Here is an 18,359-nt window from a genome sequence, read left to right on the forward strand (position 1 = left end):
GGTGCAGGGGGGACGGCGCGCGGCGATCAGAGGTTGAGCTTGTCGCGCATGAAGGCGAGCGCCACCTGCAACCCGTCGGGCGCGATACCGTGCGCGGTGCCGTTCATCACGTGGGCGTAGACTTCGGTCCAACCGGCCTCCTGCAGGGCTTCGGCGGCTTGCGGCAGCGATTGCGGCGGCACGACGTCGTCCTGATCTCCGTGCACCAAGAGTACCGGCGGGCGGCTGATCGCCTCATCCTTGAGCGTTTCGGGGTTCAGCAGGCGACCCGAGAAGGCCACGATGCCCGCAACCTCGTCCTCGCGGCGTGGCGCCACGTGCAGCGACATCATGGTGCCCTGGGAAAAGCCAAAGAGGACGACCTGTTCGGGCAGCACGTCTTCGTCGACCATGAGCGCATCCAGATAGGCATTCAGGTCGGCGACGGCCATTTCCATGCCGCGCGACGATTCCTCCTCGGATGAGCCGTCGATCCAGGGAATCGGGAACCATTGGTAGCCGTTCGGCATGCCAGGGATGTTTTCGGGCGCGTCGGGGGCCACAAAAAGCGTATCGGGCAGATGCTCGCCCAGCGGATCGGCAAGCCCCAGAAGATCCGCGCCATTGGCCCCGTAGCCGTGCAGGAAGACGACGACCGAGCGGGTCGTGCCGCTGACCGGTTCGCGGCGTTCCGAATTGAGTACCCGTGTCATAGCATTCCTTCGCGTTGCTTGGCGTGTCTGTAGTAGGTGAAGAGCAGCCGTGCCGCAACCGACCGCCAGGGCGACCAGTCCTGAGCGCGGGTGTCCAGCTCTTTGACGGTCGGGCGCTGCGGCAGATCAAAGAGCATGCGCGTGGCCTCCTGCAGCGCCAGATCGGCGGGGGCGAAAACATCCGGGCGCCCCAGGTTGAACATCGCGTAGACCTGCGCGGTCCAGGCCCCGATGCCCGTGATCCGGGTGAGCGTGGCGATCACCTGCGGATCGGGCATGTCGCGCAAAGCGTCGAAATCCACCCCGGCCTCAGCCAGCGCGCGGGCATAGCGCATCTTGGGACGGCTCAGGCCGCAGGCGCGCAGGGCGTCCTCATCCGCGCCGTTGATGGCGGCAGGGGTCGTCAGGCCCGCGCCCTCGACCCGCGCCCAGATCGCGCGCGCCGAGGCGACGGAGACCTGCTGGCCTACGATCTTTTGCAGCAGGGCGGCAAATCCGTCGGGTTCCAGCCGCAGCGGCAACGGGCCGATTTCCGTGAGCGCATGGGCAAAGCGCGGCTCACGCGCGGCGAGCCAGGCGGCCCCTTCGGCGACATCTGCGTCGGTGTGGATCAGGTGCTGGCCCATGCAATGGCCCTTTCCGGCGCTGAGGTGATAGTGATCTCTGCCGGCAGCGCGGGCCGGTCGATCAGGATCGTGCGTATGCCAAGGGCGCGCGCGGCGTCGATCTTGGGGCGGCTGGCGGTGCCGCCCAGATTGCGCGCGATCAGCGTGTCGATGCGCAGCTCGGCAAAGAGCGCGCGTTCCTGTGCCGTGTCGAAAGGCGGATCGCCAAAGCTGAGCGTGACAAAGGGCACCGGCGCGGGGCGGTCGTGCCGACGGGTCTGGCGCAGGAAAACCACCTCTCCGCCGAAGCGCTGCATCGCGGGCAGACTGTCCCAACCGGTGGCGGCAAAGACGCGGGCGCCGGCGGCCGCAAAAGCTGCATGTGCGTCCGGGGCAGAGGTGCAATGCGGCGGGTCGGTGGGCCACGCGGGCCGCTCAAGCCGCAGATAGGGCAGCGAGAGCTGCGCACAGGCCGCGACCGCTTGCGCGGTCAGCCTGCGGTCAAACACGTGACTGGCGTCAAGCACGGCCGTAACGCCCGCCTCGCGCACAAAGGCCGCCAACGCAGACGCATCCTCGAACCGGCGCAGCACGGGCGGTTGCGGCATCAATGACGGACCACGGGGCGCCTCGGACAGCACCGCGGTAAATCGCACGCCCGCGGCAGCCAGCCCTTCGGCCACGCGCCGGGCCTCAAAACTGCCCGACAGCAGGAGGATATGCGAGGATGGTCCCATCGCCCGCACATTCGCGCGCCCGTCCCCGATGCGCAAGCGGGGTTGCCCCGCCCTGCCCCGCGGCGTACCGATTACGCCAAGCAAAAGGGACGCGGGCGATGATCGACGACAGCAGGGCAAAGCGCAACGTGGCCGTATTGGTGGCCGCACAGGCCATTCTGGGCGCGCAGATGCCGATGATTTTCCTTGTGGGCGGGCTGGCGGGCAGCTCGCTTGCCTCGAACGTCTGTCTGGCGACGCTGCCGATTTCGATGATTGTTCTGGGCTCGATGATTTCGGCCACGCCGGTGTCGGCGATCATGCAACGCTACGGGCGGCGCGTCGGCTTTTTCATCGGCGCATTGGGCGGGGCCGTGGGCGGGGCGATTTCCGCCTATGGATTGATCGTGACATCCTTTCCGATCTTCCTGCTTGGATCGTTCTGCACGGGCATCTACATGAGCGCACAGGGATTCTACCGATTTGCCGCCGCCGATACCGCGTCGGAGGCGTTTCGGCCCAAGGCGATCTCCTACGTCATGGCCGGGGGTCTTGTGGCGGCGGTCATCGGGCCGCAGCTGGCGACGGCGACCTCACTCAGCTATGTGGTGCCCTTTGTCGGCACCTATGTGGCGGTAATGGTGCTGAACCTGCTGGGCTCGCTGCTGTTCTTCCTTGTCGACATTCCCAAACCGCCCGCTCCGGTCGAAGGGGCCCCCAAGGGCCGCACCCGGTGGGAGCTGATCACCACGCCGCGCATCGCCGTGTCGGTGATCTGCGCCATGGTCAGCTACGCGCTGATGAACCTTGTGATGACCTCGACGCCACTGGCCGTGGTGGGCTGTGGCCTGTCCGGCGCGACGGTGCTGCCCGACAGCCTGTCGGGCGTGGTGCCCGACGGATCGACCTACGATCAGTTCAAGACGCTCGCGGGCTATATCGTGACGGGCCACGTGCTTGCGATGTTCGCGCCCTCGTTCTTTACCGGCCATCTGATCAACCGTTTCGGGGTCGAGCGGATCGTGGGCACCGGCATCGCGATTCTGGGTGCGGCCGGCGTGGTGGCGCTGATGGGCGTCACGCTGGGCAATTTCTTTGTGGCGCTGGTGCTGCTGGGGATCGGCTGGAACTTCGGCTTTATCGGTGCGACGGCGATGCTGGCCGGCGCGCACAAGCCGGAGGAGCGGGGACGGATGCAGGGGCTCAACGATCTGCTGGTGTTTGGCGGGGTGACGTTGGCCTCGCTCGCGTCGGGCGGATTGATGAATTGCTCGGGCGGCTCGGCGGTGGAAGGCTGGGCGGCGGTGAACTACGCCATGGTGCCGTTCCTGATCCTCGCGGGCGGCGCGCTCATCTGGCTGAGCCTGCGCGAGCGCGGGCTTGCTACCACCAGCTGAATGCGGCTCGCAGGGTAAAGCGCAGGCCGGGCTGCGGCAGGCGGTCGTCGATCACGGCGGCAGGATCGCTCACCGCTGCGCGCAAGGCAGGCTCGGCGGCGGTGGCGGGCAGCAGCGCGGGCGTGGCCGCACGGGGCAATCGCGCCCGGCGCGCGTGGGCCAGCGCATCGAGACCGCGCTGCGCGAGATCGCGCACGCCCGCGTGCGTGCCATCAAGCATCGGCACACGGCCCTGCGCCTGCAATCCCGGCACGGCCCGCAGCCACGCACCGACGCCAGCGGCGTATCCCGCATCGGCAGTGTCACACTGATCCTCCGTCAACAGCTCCGCCGCCGTTTGCATCAGGGCGCCCGATGTCTGCGCGATATAGCGGTCGAAATCGTCCCTATCCTCGAACGGATCGCGGTAGATGTCCCAGCGCCGCGCGGCCACCAGCGTATCGAGCCGCTGCGCCTGTTTGGCGCTCAGCACAGCGCCCAAGGGGGTGGCGACCTCGTGGCGGCGTACGCTCCCCTCGCCCGCGATTTCTTCGAGCGCGTCGCGCCACCATTGCAGGCGCATCTCGGCGATCATCGGCTCCTGCGTCACCCAGGGCGCACGGCTGACCTCGACGTTGAAGGCGTAAAGCGCAAAGAGCGCGCCGCGCTGCGCCACCGGTGCCGTCATCGCACAGCGAAAGCGCAGCGGATCGCCGCGTTCGACGATGGCCGCGCAGGCGGTCAGATCGGCGCTGAGGCTCATGCGGGGCGCACCACGCTCAACAGATACCCCCACTCATCACGGTGATTGCGCCAGCAGGCGGCCTCCTCCTCGGCCTCGTCCAGCACGGCGGCAAGCGCCGCATCCGCGCCGGGACGCAGGGCCGCGATGCGCGCGTCAAGGGGGCCGAAATACGCCTCCCACGCCGCGTCGGCCAGCTGGCGCTGGCCGATAATTTCATAGCCCGCAGCATGAATGCGCGCATCGATTCCCGCGCGGTCGGTCATGGCGGGGTAGCTTTTCCAGAACGCACGGGGCCGCTCGCACGGTGTATCGGTGAACCAGCAGACTTCGGAAAACGCCACCGCCCCACCGGGTTTGAGCGCCTCACGCCAGCCGCGCAGCGCGGTCTCGATCCCGATGAAATACACCGCCCCCGCGCACCAGATCAGATCGTGCCTGTTCTTGATCCTGGTCATATCGGCCTTTAGCGTCGTTACGCGGTCATCACCGCCCCAGCGCGCGCGGGCCTGCGCGACAAAGCCCGCGTGCAGATCGAGTGCTGTGACGTGCCCTTCAGGTGCCGCCGCCAGAAGCGCTGCAATGTCGCCACCGGGGCCACAGGCTGCATCGGCAATCTCGGCATGCCGCGGCAGATCAATCAGATCCGCGGCCCATCCGACATCTTCCGCCACCCCCGGCCCTTCGCGGGGCAAATCGCTGTGCAGCTTGAAAAACGCCGCGCGTTCAGCCTCAGTATCCATCCAGAAACGCCTCTATCTCTGCCCGTGTTCGCCCGTCGTTCACGATATCAAGGTGCGTGGCCCCGTTGAGCACCAGATAGCGCCCCTTCTCGGTCGCGTCAGCCATGGTCGGGCCGTAGAGCTCGGCCACAAACGCCTCATCCCGGCTGCCCGCCAGCAGCAGGAAGGGTGGCAGTGCTGCCACATCGGCCAGATAGTCGCGGCGCGGGGCAAAACCAGTGTTGAGCCGGTAGGAATAGCGCGTCGTCGCCGTGTCGCCCAGCGGACCGTCGAGCACGTCTTGCGGCATGTTGAACGCGATCACCGGCAGGTGGTTGAACACGGATATGCGGAAGGTGTTGAGGATCGACAGGCCGATGATGCGCCGCAGCGCCACATGCGCCCAACCGCCCGAAGCGCTGCGCGTCGTGGGCGCGTCGTGTTGCAGGTACGGCGCCAGCAGCACGGCACCGTCCAGCGTCTCCCCATAGGCACCGCCCGCAAACCGGATCACCAACCCGCCGCCCGAGCTGTGACCGCCCAGGATCACCGCCTGTCCCGGCCTGCGCTGGCTGTCGATCAGATCGGCCAAATCATCCTCGAACTGGCCGATATAGTCGATATCGCCACGCCGCCCCGGCGCGGTGCCATGGCCGCGCAGATCCGGCACGATCACATCAGCTTTGCCCTGCAACGCCTTGGCAAGGCTGTCGAATTGCAGCCCATGCCAGCCCGATCCATGTACAAGGACCAATAAGGGCGCCCCTTCAGCGCCCTCGTAGCGACGATACTGCATCGCGTACCCATCGCGGGCGGGCACCGATTGCAGCGGCGCGGGCGCGGTGTCCGACCCGCCCAGCTGTTCGCTGAAATCAAGGCCGCCGCCGCCCTCGGGCACCTGCGGCTCTTGCGAGAACGCAAGGCCCACCGCCACCATCAGCGTGACGACAAAAGACGCCGCGATGCTGAGGATGATCTTCACGTCTCGCCCCGATCCCGGATCAGTTTCCATCGGATCGCGTCCAGCAGCGCCTCGAAGGACGCATCGACTATGTTGGCGGAGACCCCCACCGTGGACCAGCGCACGCCCTGCCCGTCCTCGCTGTCGATGATGACACGGGTGACGGCCTCGGTGCCGCCCTGGGTGATGCGGACCTTGAAATCGACCAGCCGCATGTCTTCCAAAAGCGCCGAATACTGGCCCAGATCCTTTGCCAGCGCCTTTGACAGCGCGTTCACCGGGCCACGGTCGCCGCCGGTCTCATCCATGCTTTCCGACACGCTCAGACGTTTTTCACCGTCCACTTTTACCACAACGACGGCCTCGGACAGGCTGATCATCTGGTCGTACTTGTTCTTGCGCCGCTCGACGGTGACGCGGTAGCGCTTCACCTCGAACAGCTCCGGCATCCGCCCCAGCACACTGCGCGCCAACAGCTCAAAGCTCGCCTGGGCGGTGTCATAGCTATAGCCTTCGGCCTCGCGCGCCTTCACCTCGTCGAGGATCGCGGCCAGCGCCGGATCGCCCTTGGCCACCTTGAGACCCGCTTCGGCCAGACGACGGCGCAGGTTGGACTGGCCCGCCTGGTTCGACATCGGGATGATGCGCGCGTTGCCCACCGTCGCGGGGTCGATATGCTCATAGGTGCTGGGATCCTTGAGGATCGCGCTGGCGTGCAGCCCGGCCTTGTGGGCAAAGGCGGCTGATCCGACGAACCCCGCCTGCTTTTGCGGCACACGGTTGAGGATCTCATCCAGCATCCGCGCGGTACGGGTCAGCCCCGCAAGCGCCTTGCGCGTCACGCCGGTCTCGAACCGGCTGGCGTAGGGTTCTTTCAGCGACAGGATCGGGATGAGTGCTGTCAGATTGGCGTTGCCGCAACGCTCCCCCAGACCGTTCAGCGTGCCCTGCACCTGCCGCGCGCCCGCGTCGATGGCGGCGAGCGTGCAGGCGACGGCGTTTTCGGTATCGTCGTGTGTGTGGATGCCCAGACGGTCGCCGGGGATGCCTGCGGCGATCACCTCGCCCACGATCCGGCCCACCTCGGCGGGCAAGGTGCCCCCGTTAGTATCGCACAGCACGATCCAGCGTGCGCCCGCCTCATGCGCCGCGCGGATCGCCTGCATCGCGTAGTCGGGATTGGCCCTGTAGCCGTCAAAGAAATGTTCCGCATCGAACAGCGCTTCCCGCCCGAGGCTTACCAGATGCGCGACGCTGCGGGTGATATTGGCGGTGTTTTCCTCCAGCGTGATGCCAAGGGCGCGGGTCACGTGGAAATCATGGGTCTTGCCCACCAGACACACGGCCGGCGTGCCTGCGTTGGTGACGGCGGCCAGCACATCGTCGTTGGCGGCCGAGATGCCGTTGCGCGCGGTCATGCCAAAGGCGGTCATGGTGGCCCGCGTCGCCGGCGCCGCGTCGAAAAACGCGCTGTCGGTGGGGTTGGCGCCGGGCCATCCGCCCTCGATGTAGTCCACGCCCAGCGTATCGAGCGCCTGCGCGATCTGCCGCTTCTCATCGGTCGAGAACTGCACGCCCTGCGTTTGTTGCCCGTCGCGCAGGGTGGTGTCGTAGAGATACAGCCGTTCCATCAGACGCCCCCGCACGGGACGGCGGGCGGGGCGACTTGCGCAGTCGCGCAAGAGCGGCGCACGGGCCGTCTCACAGCGGATCCAATCGGTCGGCGTCAAACCCCGGCCCCGCGCTCAGCGCGACCCCGTTCCGGCTCATCCGCACCTCGACGCCCGCTTGCGTCAGCATCGCCTTGATCCTGTCCACCTCGGCAAAATCCTTGCTCTCCATCGCCGTCACGCGGGCGTCGGACAGAAAGGCTTCGTAGTCGGTCAGATCGAAGGCCTCCTGCGCCGCCCACTCGGGCATCAGATCGCCCATCAGCCCCATCAGCTTGAGCCCCGCACGCAGCGATGCCGCCTCCCCCGCGCCCGCGAGCTTGTGCAGATGCGCGATGGCGCCCGGCGTGTTCAGATCGTCCCCCAGCAACCCCAGAAGCAGGTCATCGGGCGCGCCCGCATCCGCGCTCACTGCGACAGCGTACCATTTGCGCAGCGTGCGCTCGGCCTCGCGGGCCTTTGCCTCGGTCCAGTCCATCGGCTTGCGGTAGTGCGTGGACAGCATGACAAACCGGATCACCTCGCCCGGCACGCCCTTTTCCAACAGATCGCGCACGGTAAAGAAGTTGCCCAGCGATTTGGACATCTTGCGCCCCTCGACCTGCAACATCTCGTTGTGCATCCAGACATTCGCAAAGCCGTGGCCGGGATGGGCGCAGACGCTTTGCGCGATCTCGTTTTCGTGGTGCGGGAACATCAGATCGTTGCCGCCGCCGTGGATGTCGAATTCGCGCCCCAAGAGCGCGTCGGCCATGGCCGAGCATTCGATATGCCAGCCCGGACGCCCCCGGCCCCACGGGCTGTCCCACCCCGGCGTCTGCGCGTCCGAAGGCTTCCACAGCACAAAATCCATCGGATTGCGCTTGAACGGCGCCACTTCGACCCGCGCCCCGGCGATCATGTCGTCAACCGTGCGGCCCGACAGCTTGCCGTAGTCGCGGTAGCTGTCGACCGCAAACAGCACGTGTCCTTCGGCGGCATAGGCGTGCCCCTTGGCGATCAGGTCCTCGATCATCGCGACCATTTCGCCGATATAGGCGGTTGCACGCGGCATATGGTCGGGCTCTTCCGCGCCCACGGCGGCCATATCTTCGAGAAACCAGCCAATCGTCTCTTCGGTCAGATCGGCAATCGCGCGCCCGCTCTCGGCGGCGCGGGCGTTGATCTTGTCCTCCACGTCGGTGAAATTGCGCACGTAGGTGACGTGATCGTCCCCGTAGACATGCCGCAACAGCCGCGCCACCGTGTCGAACACAATCACGGGACGCGCATTGCCCAGATGCGCGCGGTCGTAGACCGTCGGTCCGCAGACGTACATGCGCACGTTTTGGGGATCGATGGGCGTGAACACCTCGCGTTTGCGGGTCTTGGTGTTGTGGAATTTCAGCGTCGTCATGGTCAGTCCTCGGGCAGCCCCGTCACAAGGGGGGTGGTGCGGGACATGGCACAGTTTCAATTCAAAGAAAACAACGTGATCAAGCCCCGCGAGAGTCGTCTCAGCAGGTAATAATGCAGACAGCTGTGCAAATACGGGTGATCATGGCACATGCGTAGTGGCAAGCAGCCGCGCCGTCAACGCCGATTGACAATTCCCGCACTCTCTGACCCCTTGGCCGGATCTGGGACGGAGGCACCAATGAAGGCATCACAGCGGATCGAAACACTCCTGGGCGGCGGCGACGACGGATGGGGCGTGTTCCTCAAGGCGCGCCGCATGATTGCCGACGGCACCCCGGTCACGGAGCTGACCATCGGGGAGCATGATATCCGCACCGCCGCCCCGATCCTGCAGGACATGCACCGCGCGGCCATGGGCGGGCACACAGGCTACGCCGCCGTGCCGGGTACCGACAGCCTGCGCGACACCGTTGCGGCCCGCGTGCAATCGGCCACCGGCGTTCCCACTTCACGCGCCAATGTGATGATCACGCCCGGCGGGCAGGCAGCACTTTTTGCCGCGCATATGGCGGTGATCGACCCCGGTGATACCGCGCTGTACATCGATCCCTATTACGCGACCTACCCCGGCACTCTGCGCGGCGCCTCCGCCCGCCCGGTCGCGATCAAGGCGCGTGCCGAAGATGCGTTTCAGCCCCGCGCCGAAGCCATCGCAGCCGTCGCACCCGGCGCGAAATCGCTGCTCGTCAACTCGCCCAACAACCCCACCGGGGTCGTCTACAGCGCCGCGACGATGGACGGTATCGCACAGGTCGCACGTGAGCATGACCTCTGGATAATCTCGGATGAGGTCTATGACAGCCAGATATGGGAAGGGTCGCATATCTCGCCCCGCGCCCTGCCCGGCATGGTCGAGCGCACGCTGGTTGTCGGCTCCATGTCGAAAAGCCACGCCATGACCGGATCGCGCATCGGCTGGGTCGTGGGCCCCGAAGCGATCATCGCCCATCTGACCAATCTGGCCACGCACACCACCTACGGCGTGCCGGGGTTCATCCAGGACGCGGCCGAATTTGCGCTGGGTCTCGGTGCTGACTTCGAGGCGGAGGTGGCGGAGCCGTTCCGTCGCCGTCGGGCACTGGCCCAGAACCTTCTGGCCACGCAGAACACCGTCGGTCTCATCCCCAGCGCGGGCGCGATGTATCTGATGCTCGATATACGCAGCACGGGGCTGAGCGGTGAGGATTTCGCCCTCGCCCTGCTCGACGCGCATCACATCGCCGTCATGCCCGGCGAAAGCTTTGGCGCGGCAGCGGCAGGCCATCTGCGGGTTGCGATGACCATCGACGACGACCGGTTCATCGATGCCCTGCGCACGCTGTGCAGCTTTGCCGCGCAACACGCCGCCTGAGAGGAAAAAGACGGCCCTCCCAAAGGAGAACCGCCCGGTACTCGTTACAGTACACTACCCTTGCGCCTTGCAGGCGCACGGATCAGGTGGGGCAAGCTTAGAAGCGCACCGACCCCTTGATGTTGAAGGTTGTCGCATCGGCGTCGATACCGGTACCGCCCAGATCGTCAAAACGATGCTCCAGAAGTTCACCACCCACGGTGAACCGCTCGTTTACCTTATAAGTCGCGCCGACCCCCACGAATTGGCCGGTATCGCCGCCCACATCCGTGTCGAGGATCGCGGAACCAGCGGTCGCGTAGACCAATGTGCGGCCCAGATCATAGCCGCCTTTGACTTTCAGGCGGATTACGTCCTCGCCTTCGGCCGCGCCGTTCAGATCCACGTCCAGCTTGTCATATTCGACTTCGCCGCCGATGACATAGTCGCCAAAGTCATAGTCGTAGCCCATGTGCAGACCGTAGGTCGTGTCGTCGCCATCGACGGCGCCGTCTCCGTCAATGTCGGCGTAGCCGAGGTTCAGACCGCCGTAAAAGCCCGTCCAATCCTCGTCGTAGGTGACGACTTCGGGTGTGATGACGGGCGCCTCGACGACCGGCTCTGCCAGGTTGCCGGCAAAGGCGGCGGAGGTGAGTGCGGTGCTGCCAAAAGCGGTGGCGAGGGCGAATTTCGTGATACGTGTCATACTGGTTCTCCTGGAACATGTCTGTGTTGCGCGGCGCCGCGGCGTCGCTGTGATGAGCAAACGGCGTGCCTGCCGAGTGGTTCCACGGCATTTCGCAACCTGTTGCGCTCGCGCAACGATTGGCCGTCGCGGCAGGCAAAATCGGCCAGTCTTCGCTTATTCGCGACACTTTCCTCCGTTGGCGCGGGTCGCAAACGGAACAGACCCCTGCCCGCACCGCTGCCACGCTGGTGTCAGGGAGAGAGCCAATGCAGAGCAAAACCTGCACCAGTCTGCTGGTCGCGCGCACCATTGGTGCGATGCGCGGTCGTGCCGCCCGAGGGGCGCCGACGGGCGCATGATCCGCCGCCCCTTTCCACAGTTTTGCACGAGAGATCCCCGATGAATGTACAGACCAATGCCCGCTCCGGTGGCCGCGCCGCGCGCCGCGCCGCACGGGCCGCTGCCCTGCCCGACAATCTGCGCCCCGTGCGCCCCGGCCTTGAGGGCGGCCAGTACAAACCGCTGAGCGACGCTGATGTCGCCCGCATCCACGACGCCGCCCTGACCGCGCTGGAGACCATCGGCCTTGCCGACGCGCCGCCCAGCGGGGTCGAGATCCTGACCGGGGCCGGTGCCGTGCAGGGGGAGGACGGACGCATCCGCTTTCCGCGCGCGGTGGTCGAGGACGCGCTGGCAAAGGCCAACCGCGCGGTCGTGCTGCACAGCCGCGACGCGCGGCACGATCTGGATCTGTCCGGCACCCGCGTGCATTACGGCACGGCCGGGGCTGCGGTGCATCTGGTGGAGGTGGACGGCCAACACTACCGCGACAGCACCGTGCAGGATCTGCACGATGCCGCGCGCATCGTCGATCAGTTGGACAACGTACATTTCTGCCAGCGCCCGATGGTCTGCCGCGACATCCCCGACAACCTCGAGATGGATTACAACTCGGTCTACGCCTGCGTATCGGGCACCACGAAACACATCGGCACATCCTTTACCGATCCCGCCTTTGTCGCGCCGACAATCGAGATGCTGCACGAAATCGCGGGCGGCGAGGCCGCGTGGCGTGAACGCCCCTTCGTGAGCAACACCAACTGCTTTGTCGTGCCGCCGATGAAATTCGCGACCGAATCCTGTCTGGTGATGGAGGAGTGCATCCGCCACGGCATGCCTGTGCTGCTGCTCTCTGCGGGTATGGCGGGGGCCACCGCGCCGTCGACCATCGCGGGCGCAATTACGCAGGCGGTGGCCGAATGTCTGGGCGGTCTTGTCTACGTCAACGCCATCGCGCCGGGGCATCCGGCGGTGTTCGGCACCTGGCCCTTTGGTCTGGATCTGCGCACCGGGGCGATGACCGGCGGCTCGGGCGAGCAGGCGTTGCTGAGTGCGGGCTGTGCGCAGATGCATGCGTTCTACGATCTGCCCGGCGGGGCAGCTGCGGGGATCGCCGACAGCAAACTGCCCGACATGCAGGCCGGATGGGAGACGATGTGCTCGAACGTGATGGCGGGGCTGTCGGGGCTCAACATGGTGTATGAGGCAGCGGGCATGCATGCCTCACTGTTGGGGTTCTGCCACGAAAGCCTTATCTTGGGCGATGACGTGATCGGACAGGCACTGCGCTGCGTGCGCGGGATCGAGGTCAATGATGAGACCCTCGCGCTGGATCAGATCGCCGCCGTCTGCATGGGCGGGCCGGGCCACTATCTGGGGACCGAGCAGACGCTGGGCCGGATGCAGTCGGATCACTGCTATCCCACCTACGGCAACCGCATGTCGCCAAAGGAATGGGTCGAGATGGAGAAACCCGATCTGCTGGCCACCGCCACCGCCCGCAAGGAGGCGATCCTGAGCCAGCGGCCCGCAGCGGCGCTTGATCCGCGTATCGACCGGGTGATCCGGGACCGGTTCAACATCCACCTGACCGTGTAGGCAAAGAGGACCCGGCACTGGGGTGCCGGGTCCTCCCTCTTCCTCTGCCCGCGCGCGCTGCCACGCACGCCGACCGGGGAATGTCGCGGGCTTAGCCTGACGGCATCAGCCCGGCCTCCTGCGCTGCCTGCACTTCGGCATCTTCCAACGCACCGTCACCGTTCAGATCGGCGGTGGTGAATTGATCTTCTGTCACGTCCGGATAGACGGCCTGAACCTCTTCGAGGCTCAGCACGCCGTCCTCGTTGGCGTCGATGGCCACGGCGCTTTGCCCCATCGCGTAGGCCGGCAGGCACAGGGCTGTGGCGGCGAACAACGTGAATGTCTTGAGATGTGTCATCGGGATCTTCCTCTGTGTGGTTGGTGTGACGGGACGCTTTCACGCGCCCTCGACAAGACAGATGCACGGCGGGGCCTGCGCGTCCCTGCCCCGCGCCAGCCTGCGAGCGCCCGCCGATCGGCGCCCTCCCGTGCGCGCCCTGCCGCCGAAAAAGGGGGGGCGCCTGCCATAGGCGGAAATACCCGGGCTGGTTGAATGCGCGCCGTCTGCCATGCTCGGGGTCAAAGCGCAGGAGGCCAAGATGCATACACCCGACCCCGTTCCTTTCCGCCAGAAACTGGTGCGCCGCGCGCGACGACTGGGCATGCCGCCCCCGGACGCGGAGGACGCCGCACAAGAAGTGCTGCTGCGCTTGATGTTGGCGCAGCGCCGCGCGCCGATCAGCCGACCCGAACACTATGCCCAGACGATCCTGCGAAACCTTGCCCGCGCCCGCGGGCGCGCCGCGCCGCCCCCCGAGCAGATCGGCGAGAACGACGGCCGCTTGATCCCGCAGCCCATCGCCCGCCTTTCGCTGGCGGAGCTGACCGCAGCACTCGACACGCTGCCGCCAGAGCAATCCTGCATCCTTCGGCTGATCCTGAGCGGCCGCGAAAGCCCGGCGGAGATCGCACAGATGCTGGATCTGCCGAGCGGGACGGTGATGTCACGGCTGGCGCGGGCCCGGGCAAGCCTGCGTGCGCGCTTCGATATGCCCGAGCGCGGTTCGCTGCACGAGTTGCTCTAGCGCATACGAAAAGGGGAAGAGCCAGAAGCCCTCCCCATAAGTCTCGCCACCAGAGCTCAATATGTTAACCGCTCGAGTTTGTTTTTGCCTGCGGCTCTGGCGTCGTCAGGGGGCGAGCGCACCCGCCCCGTGTAAGCGCCCCGGCGAAGCCGGGGCGCGGAAGGGTGGCAGCGTATCGCAAAGCGATGCGCGAGAACCCTCCCGATCGTGCCGGAAAAAGCGCGCCAATGACCGCTTTCCCCAAATTTCTCATCCCGCGCGACCGCAAAGTTTGCCCGCAAACTTTGGGCCCAAACTTTCGTTCGAAAGTTTGCCCGCGATCAGCTGCAGCCCGAGGTGCCGCCGCAGGTGTTGCACTTCATGCAGGTGCCGTTGCGCACGAGGGTGAAGTTGCCGCATTCGCCGCAGGCTTCGCCCTCGTAGCCCTGCATCTTGGCCTTGGTGCGGGCGTCCATCGCGGTCGCGGAGGCGGCTGGCGCGGAAGTCATCACCGCCACGTCTCCCGCCACCTCGGCGGCCGCTTTGCTGACCGCATCCGCAATCGCCGTCTGACCGCCCTGGAGCACGGTGAAGCTTTGCGGGACGCGGTTGCGCAGGTAGCCGGGTGAGGTGATCTGCTTGAGCACCTCAAGCGATTTGACCGCCGCACTCTCGCTCAGCTCACTGACGTTGGCCACGCCCTCTTCCTCACCGCGACCCAGATCGTCGAAGGTCGCCCCTTCGGGCTGCACATGTGCGAGATCCGTGCGGTCAAGGTAGCTCACCGCCAGTTCCCGGAAGATGTAGTCGAGGATCGAGGTCGCGTTCTTGATGCTGTCATTGCCCTGCACCATGCCCGCAGGCTCGAATTTGGTGAAGGTGAAGGCATCCACGAACTCCTCCAGCGGCACGCCGTACTGAAGGCCCACGGATACGGCGATGGCAAAGTTGTTCATCATCGCGCGGAAGCCCGCGCCTTCCTTGTGCATGTCGATGAAGATCTCACCGAGCGAGCCGTCCTCGTATTCGCCGGTGCGCAGGTAGACCTTGTGCCCACCGACGTTGGCCTTCTGGGTATAGCCCTTGCGGCGCTGGGGCATCTTTTCGCGGTGGGATTTGATGATCTCCTTGACCACGACCTTCTCGACGATCTTTTCGGCCAGCACCTGCGCCTTTTCGTGCATGGAGCCGCTTTCCAGAACCTCCGCCGCGTCGTCGTCATCCTCGACCAGCGCCGCCGCCAGCGGCTGCGACAGTTTTGAGCCATCGCGGTAGAGCGCATTGGCCTTCACGCCGAGTGACCACGACAGCTCATAGGCCTTCTGGCAATCCTCGATGGTCGCGTCGTTGGGCATGTTGATCGTTTTCGAGATCGCGCCGGAGATGAACGACTGCGCCGCGGCCATCATGGTGATGTGGCTGTTCACGCTCAGGAAACGCGTGCCCTTCTTGCCGCAGGGGTTGGCGCAGTCAAAGATGCTGTAGTGCTCTTTCTTCAGGTGCGGTGCGCCTTCCAGCGTCATTGTCCCGCAGACGTGATCGTTGGCTGCATCGATGTCCTTCTTGGAAAAGCCCAGCGATTTGAGCAGATCGAACGTCGGATCGTTCAGCTTTTCGGTAGGGATGCCCAACACCTGCGTGCAGAACTCCTCGCCCAGCGTCCACTGGTTGAACACAAAGCGGATGTCGAAGGCACTTGCCAGTGCCGCATCCACCTTGGCCAGCTCATTGGCGCCAAACCCGTGGCCGATCAGCGTCGTGTGATTGATGCCGGGCGCGTTGCCGATGGTGCCGTGGCCCACGGCGTAGCTGACGATCTCCTCGATCTGCGCCGAGCCGTAGCCGAGTTTTTCGAGCGCTGCGGGCACCGATTGGTTGATGATCTTGAAATAACCACCACCCGCAAGCTTCTTGAACTTCACCAGCGCAAAGTCAGGCTCGATCCCCGTGGTGTCGCAATCCATGACCAGACCGATGGTGCCGGTAGGCGCGATGACCGAGACCTGGGCGTTGCGGTAGCCGTGGGTTTCCCCCAGGGCCAGCGCCTCATCCCAGCAGGATTTGGCGGTTTGCACCAGCTCTGCCTGGGGGCAGTTGCCGTGATCCAGCGGGACGGGTTTGACCGCCAGCTTCTCGTAGCCGCTCGCCTCGCCGTAGGCCGCGTTGCGGTGGTTGCGGATGACGCGCAGCATGTGCGCGCTGTTGCGGTGGTAGCCCGGGAACGCGCCCAGCTCACCGGCCATCTCGGCCGAGGTGGCGTAGCTCACACCGGTCATGATCGCGGTCAGCGCACCGCAGAGTGCGCGGCCCTCGTCGCTGTCATAGGAATAGCCCATGTTCATCAGCAGGCCGCCGATGTTTGCGTACCCCAGACCCAGCGTGCGGAAATCATAGCTGCGCTGCGCGATCTCTTTGGACGGGAATTGTGCCATCATCACCGAGATTTCCAGCGTCACGGTCCACAGGCGGGAGGCGTGCATGTAGTCTTCGGTCTGGAATTCGCCCTCCTTGAGGAAGGTCAGCAGGTTCATCGACGCGAGGTTGCAGGCGGTGTCGTCGAGGAACATGTACTCCGAGCAGGGGTTCGAGCCGCGGATCGCGCCGTCCTCGGGGCAGGTGTGCCAGTCATTGACCGTGTCGTGGTACTGGATGCCGGGATCGGCGCAGGCCCAGGCGGCGTGGCCGACCTGATCCCAGAGGTCACGGGCGCGGATGGTCTTGCTCACCCGGTTGTCGACGCGGTCGATCAGCTCCCAATCGGCGTCTTTCTCGACGGCCGTAAGGAAAGCATTTGTCACGCGGATCGAGTTGTTGGAGTTCTGGCCGGAGACGGAGTTATACGCCTCGCTATCCCAATCGGTGTCGTAGGTCGGGAATTCGATGCCGGTGTGGCCCTGCTTTGCGTAATCCAGAACGCGTTTGACGTAGGTCTCCGGGATCGCGACCTTTTTGGCCTCGCGGATGGCGTTTTTCAGCGCGTCGTTCTTGCCCGGATCATAAGCGTCGGCTTCCAGACCGTCCCAGGCGGCAATCGCCTTGAAGATCAGGTTGAGCTTTTGCTCGTGCATCTTCGAGCCCGCAACGATCGAGGCGACCTTTTGCTCTTCGAGCACCTTCCAGTTGATGAAGTCCTCGATATCGGGGTGGTCGGCGTCGACGATCACCATCTTGGCCGCGCGCCGCGTGGTGCCGCCGGATTTGATCGCACCCGCCGCGCGGTCACCGATTTTCAGGAAACCCATCAGACCGGAAGATTTGCCACCGCCCGACAGTTTTTCGCCCTCACCGCGCAGCGACGAGAAATTCGTGCCCGTGCCGGAGCCGTATTTGAACAGGCGCGCCTCGCGCACCCACAGATCCATGATGCCGCCGTCGCCGACCAGATCATCGGCCACCGACTGGATGAAGCACGCGTGCGGCTGCGGATGCTCGTAGGACGATGTGGAGCGCGTCAGCTTACCGGTGCGGTGATCGACGTAATAGTGCCCCTGCGCGGGACCGTCGATGCCGTAGGCCCAGTGCAAACCGGTGTTGAACCACTGCGGCGAATTCGGCGCCGCGCGCTGGGTGGCCAGCATATAGCGCATCTCGTCGTAGTAGGTGCGCGCGTCTTCCTCGGTGGTGAAATAGCCACCCTTCCAGCCCCAGTAGGCCCAGGCGCCTGCCAGACGGTCGAACACCTGCTTGGAGGACGTCTCTCCCCCGATTTCCGCATCATCGGCGGCGACCGAGCGCCACAGGAATTCGGGCACGCCCTTTTCCTTCACGCGCTTGAGCTTGGAGGGCACACCGGCCTTGCGAAAGTATTTCTGGGCGATCACATCGGAGGCGACCTGCGACCAGCTTTTGGGGACTTCGACGTTGTCGAGGTGAAACACGATCGAGCCGTCGGGATTCCGGATCTCGGATACGGTCGAGATAAAATCCAGTGCCGCGTAGGCGTCCTGTCCTTCGGTCGTGAATTTACGTTCAATTTTCATATCGCTGCCCCATTCATCAGCTTATCGTTCCAGCCCACGCTTTGCGGACCCACTCATCGGTGCCGTTCCGGCAAGACTGGGCCGCAGATCACCGTGTGCAATCTTGCGAGTGCACCCGGTTTTTCGTTCGACGTCTGTAGATCGCCCGCTCGTCTTGCCCCTCGGCCCGCCGCCGTAGTTTTGCACTACATGTTGTGGCATGGCCGTCAGCCTCCACAAAGTGCCGTATCCACGCCTACCGGGTCAACGGTATTTTGAGGATTTTTTGGAATAAAACGATTGACCCGAGGGGGGCCGATCTGAATGCCCGATCGTGCGGCGATTCCTCCACAACGCGCGCGATCTGTGAAAAAAACCGACGGGCCAAGAGCGGTACAGAAAACGCAGTGTTTCAGTTGATTTACGCAGCACGCCCCCGGCGCTTGGCAGGCGGTC

The 18,359-nt window shown here is 65.2% G+C and carries 15 protein-coding genes; 4 read left to right on the forward strand and 11 right to left on the reverse strand.

Annotation, left to right across the window (positions count from 1 at the left end):
* Positions 1-26 precede the first annotated feature (26 nt).
* The 3 genes from KDD17_RS07725 to KDD17_RS07735 are packed head-to-tail and all read right to left on the reverse strand — an operon-like array spanning position 27 to position 2,034.
* Positions 27-692, reverse strand: coding sequence for an alpha/beta hydrolase (locus KDD17_RS07725; protein WP_212706006.1), 666 nt, complete (start codon positions 690-692; stop codon positions 27-29).
* The gene (locus KDD17_RS07730) at positions 689-1,318 is read right to left on the reverse strand and encodes a DNA-3-methyladenine glycosylase family protein (RefSeq protein WP_212706007.1); all 630 of its coding nucleotides are present in this window, start codon (positions 1,316-1,318) and stop codon (positions 689-691) included. Before KDD17_RS07730 ends, KDD17_RS07725 begins: the two co-directional genes overlap by 4 nt.
* Positions 1,303-2,034 carry a precorrin-6A/cobalt-precorrin-6A reductase gene (locus KDD17_RS07735; protein ID WP_212706008.1) on the reverse strand — a complete coding sequence of 244 codons (732 nt, stop codon included), beginning with the start codon at positions 2,032-2,034 and terminating at the stop codon, positions 1,303-1,305. The genes KDD17_RS07730 and KDD17_RS07735 overlap by 16 nt, the downstream gene beginning before the upstream one ends.
* Positions 2,035-2,132: 98 nt before the next feature.
* On the opposite strand from KDD17_RS07735, the gene KDD17_RS07740 reads away from it, so the two are divergent.
* Positions 2,133-3,410 carry an MFS transporter gene (locus tag KDD17_RS07740; protein WP_212706009.1) on the forward strand — a complete coding sequence of 426 codons (1,278 nt, stop codon included), beginning with the start codon at positions 2,133-2,135 and terminating at the stop codon, positions 3,408-3,410.
* On the opposite strand, the gene KDD17_RS07745 is transcribed toward KDD17_RS07740, so the two are convergent.
* The 5 genes from KDD17_RS07745 to cysS form a co-directional block, all read right to left on the reverse strand.
* On the reverse strand, positions 3,397-4,152 hold the full coding sequence (locus KDD17_RS07745) for a phytoene/squalene synthase family protein (protein WP_212706010.1): 756 nt from the start codon (positions 4,150-4,152) through the stop codon (positions 3,397-3,399). The two genes, KDD17_RS07740 and KDD17_RS07745, sit on opposite strands and share 14 nt — an antisense overlap.
* Complete coding sequence (locus KDD17_RS07750) at positions 4,149-4,874, reverse strand: class I SAM-dependent methyltransferase (protein WP_212706011.1); 726 nt, start codon at positions 4,872-4,874, stop codon at positions 4,149-4,151. The genes KDD17_RS07745 and KDD17_RS07750 overlap by 4 nt, the downstream gene beginning before the upstream one ends.
* Positions 4,864-5,865, reverse strand: a complete 1,002-nt coding sequence (locus KDD17_RS07755) for an alpha/beta hydrolase (RefSeq protein WP_212706012.1) — start codon at positions 5,863-5,865, stop codon at positions 4,864-4,866. The genes KDD17_RS07750 and KDD17_RS07755 overlap by 11 nt, the downstream gene beginning before the upstream one ends.
* Positions 5,832-7,445: a citramalate synthase gene (gene cimA, locus KDD17_RS07760; RefSeq protein WP_212706013.1), complete on the reverse strand. Its 1,614-nt coding sequence runs from the start codon at positions 7,443-7,445 to the stop codon at positions 5,832-5,834. The genes KDD17_RS07755 and cimA overlap by 34 nt, the downstream gene beginning before the upstream one ends.
* 70 nt (positions 7,446-7,515) lie before the next feature.
* The gene (cysS, locus tag KDD17_RS07765; RefSeq protein ID WP_212706014.1) at positions 7,516-8,880 is read right to left on the reverse strand and encodes a cysteine--tRNA ligase; all 1,365 of its coding nucleotides are present in this window, start codon (positions 8,878-8,880) and stop codon (positions 7,516-7,518) included.
* A 240-nt stretch (positions 8,881-9,120) separates the two neighbouring features.
* Here cysS and KDD17_RS07770 point away from each other — a divergent pair, with 240 nt between their 5' ends.
* Positions 9,121-10,293 (forward strand): pyridoxal phosphate-dependent aminotransferase, encoded by a 1,173-nt coding sequence (locus tag KDD17_RS07770; RefSeq protein ID WP_212706015.1) that lies wholly within the window; start codon positions 9,121-9,123, stop codon positions 10,291-10,293.
* Positions 10,294-10,390: 97 nt separating this feature from the next.
* Here the strand turns inward: KDD17_RS07770 and KDD17_RS07775 are convergent, their stop codons facing one another.
* Positions 10,391-10,978 carry an outer membrane protein gene (locus KDD17_RS07775; RefSeq protein WP_212706016.1) on the reverse strand — a complete coding sequence of 196 codons (588 nt, stop codon included), beginning with the start codon at positions 10,976-10,978 and terminating at the stop codon, positions 10,391-10,393.
* A 381-nt stretch (positions 10,979-11,359) separates the two neighbouring features.
* Here KDD17_RS07775 and KDD17_RS07780 point away from each other — a divergent pair, with 381 nt between their 5' ends.
* A complete protein-coding gene (locus tag KDD17_RS07780) occupies positions 11,360-12,898 on the forward strand; it encodes a trimethylamine methyltransferase family protein (protein WP_212706017.1) in 1,539 nt (512 codons plus the stop codon).
* A 91-nt stretch (positions 12,899-12,989) separates the two neighbouring features.
* On the opposite strand, the gene KDD17_RS07785 is transcribed toward KDD17_RS07780, so the two are convergent.
* Positions 12,990-13,238 carry an EF-hand domain-containing protein gene (locus tag KDD17_RS07785; protein WP_212706018.1) on the reverse strand — a complete coding sequence of 83 codons (249 nt, stop codon included), beginning with the start codon at positions 13,236-13,238 and terminating at the stop codon, positions 12,990-12,992.
* A 241-nt stretch (positions 13,239-13,479) separates the two neighbouring features.
* On the opposite strand from KDD17_RS07785, the gene KDD17_RS07790 reads away from it, so the two are divergent.
* Entirely contained in the window at positions 13,480-13,965 is a 486-nt protein-coding gene (locus KDD17_RS07790) for an RNA polymerase sigma factor (RefSeq protein ID WP_212706019.1), read from the forward strand.
* A gap of 320 nt (positions 13,966-14,285) precedes the next feature.
* Here KDD17_RS07790 and KDD17_RS07795 read toward each other — a convergent pair whose 3' ends face one another.
* A complete protein-coding gene (locus KDD17_RS07795; protein ID WP_212706020.1) occupies positions 14,286-17,924 on the reverse strand; it encodes a vitamin B12-dependent ribonucleotide reductase in 3,639 nt (1,212 codons plus the stop codon).
* Positions 17,925-18,359 lie beyond the last annotated feature (435 nt).

It is taken from the genome of Sulfitobacter albidus, assembly GCF_018200035.1.
In the GTDB taxonomy this organism is placed as follows: domain Bacteria; phylum Pseudomonadota; class Alphaproteobacteria; order Rhodobacterales; family Rhodobacteraceae; genus Sulfitobacter; species Sulfitobacter albidus.

Coding starts and splice junctions, on each gene's coding strand:
- cysS (WP_212706014.1), bottom strand. CDS start 8,880: ATGACGACGCTGAAATTCCACAACACCAAGACCCGCAAACGCGAGGTG.
- KDD17_RS07750 (WP_212706011.1), bottom strand. CDS start 4,874: ATGGATACTGAGGCTGAACGCGCGGCGTTTTTCAAGCTGCACAGCGAT.
- KDD17_RS07745 (WP_212706010.1), bottom strand. CDS start 4,152: ATGAGCCTCAGCGCCGATCTGACCGCCTGCGCGGCCATCGTCGAACGC.
- KDD17_RS07785 (WP_212706018.1), bottom strand. CDS start 13,238: ATGACACATCTCAAGACATTCACGTTGTTCGCCGCCACAGCCCTGTGC.
- KDD17_RS07790 (WP_212706019.1), top strand. CDS start 13,480: ATGCATACACCCGACCCCGTTCCTTTCCGCCAGAAACTGGTGCGCCGC.
- KDD17_RS07730 (WP_212706007.1), bottom strand. CDS start 1,318: ATGGGCCAGCACCTGATCCACACCGACGCAGATGTCGCCGAAGGGGCC.
- KDD17_RS07740 (WP_212706009.1), top strand. CDS start 2,133: ATGATCGACGACAGCAGGGCAAAGCGCAACGTGGCCGTATTGGTGGCC.
- KDD17_RS07755 (WP_212706012.1), bottom strand. CDS start 5,865: ATGGAAACTGATCCGGGATCGGGGCGAGACGTGAAGATCATCCTCAGC.
- cimA (WP_212706013.1), bottom strand. CDS start 7,445: ATGGAACGGCTGTATCTCTACGACACCACCCTGCGCGACGGGCAACAA.
- KDD17_RS07725 (WP_212706006.1), bottom strand. CDS start 692: ATGACACGGGTACTCAATTCGGAACGCCGCGAACCGGTCAGCGGCACG.
- KDD17_RS07770 (WP_212706015.1), top strand. CDS start 9,121: ATGAAGGCATCACAGCGGATCGAAACACTCCTGGGCGGCGGCGACGAC.
- KDD17_RS07775 (WP_212706016.1), bottom strand. CDS start 10,978: ATGACACGTATCACGAAATTCGCCCTCGCCACCGCTTTTGGCAGCACC.
- KDD17_RS07795 (WP_212706020.1), bottom strand. CDS start 17,924: ATGAAAATTGAACGTAAATTCACGACCGAAGGACAGGACGCCTACGCG.
- KDD17_RS07780 (WP_212706017.1), top strand. CDS start 11,360: ATGAATGTACAGACCAATGCCCGCTCCGGTGGCCGCGCCGCGCGCCGC.
- KDD17_RS07735 (WP_212706008.1), bottom strand. CDS start 2,034: ATGGGACCATCCTCGCATATCCTCCTGCTGTCGGGCAGTTTTGAGGCC.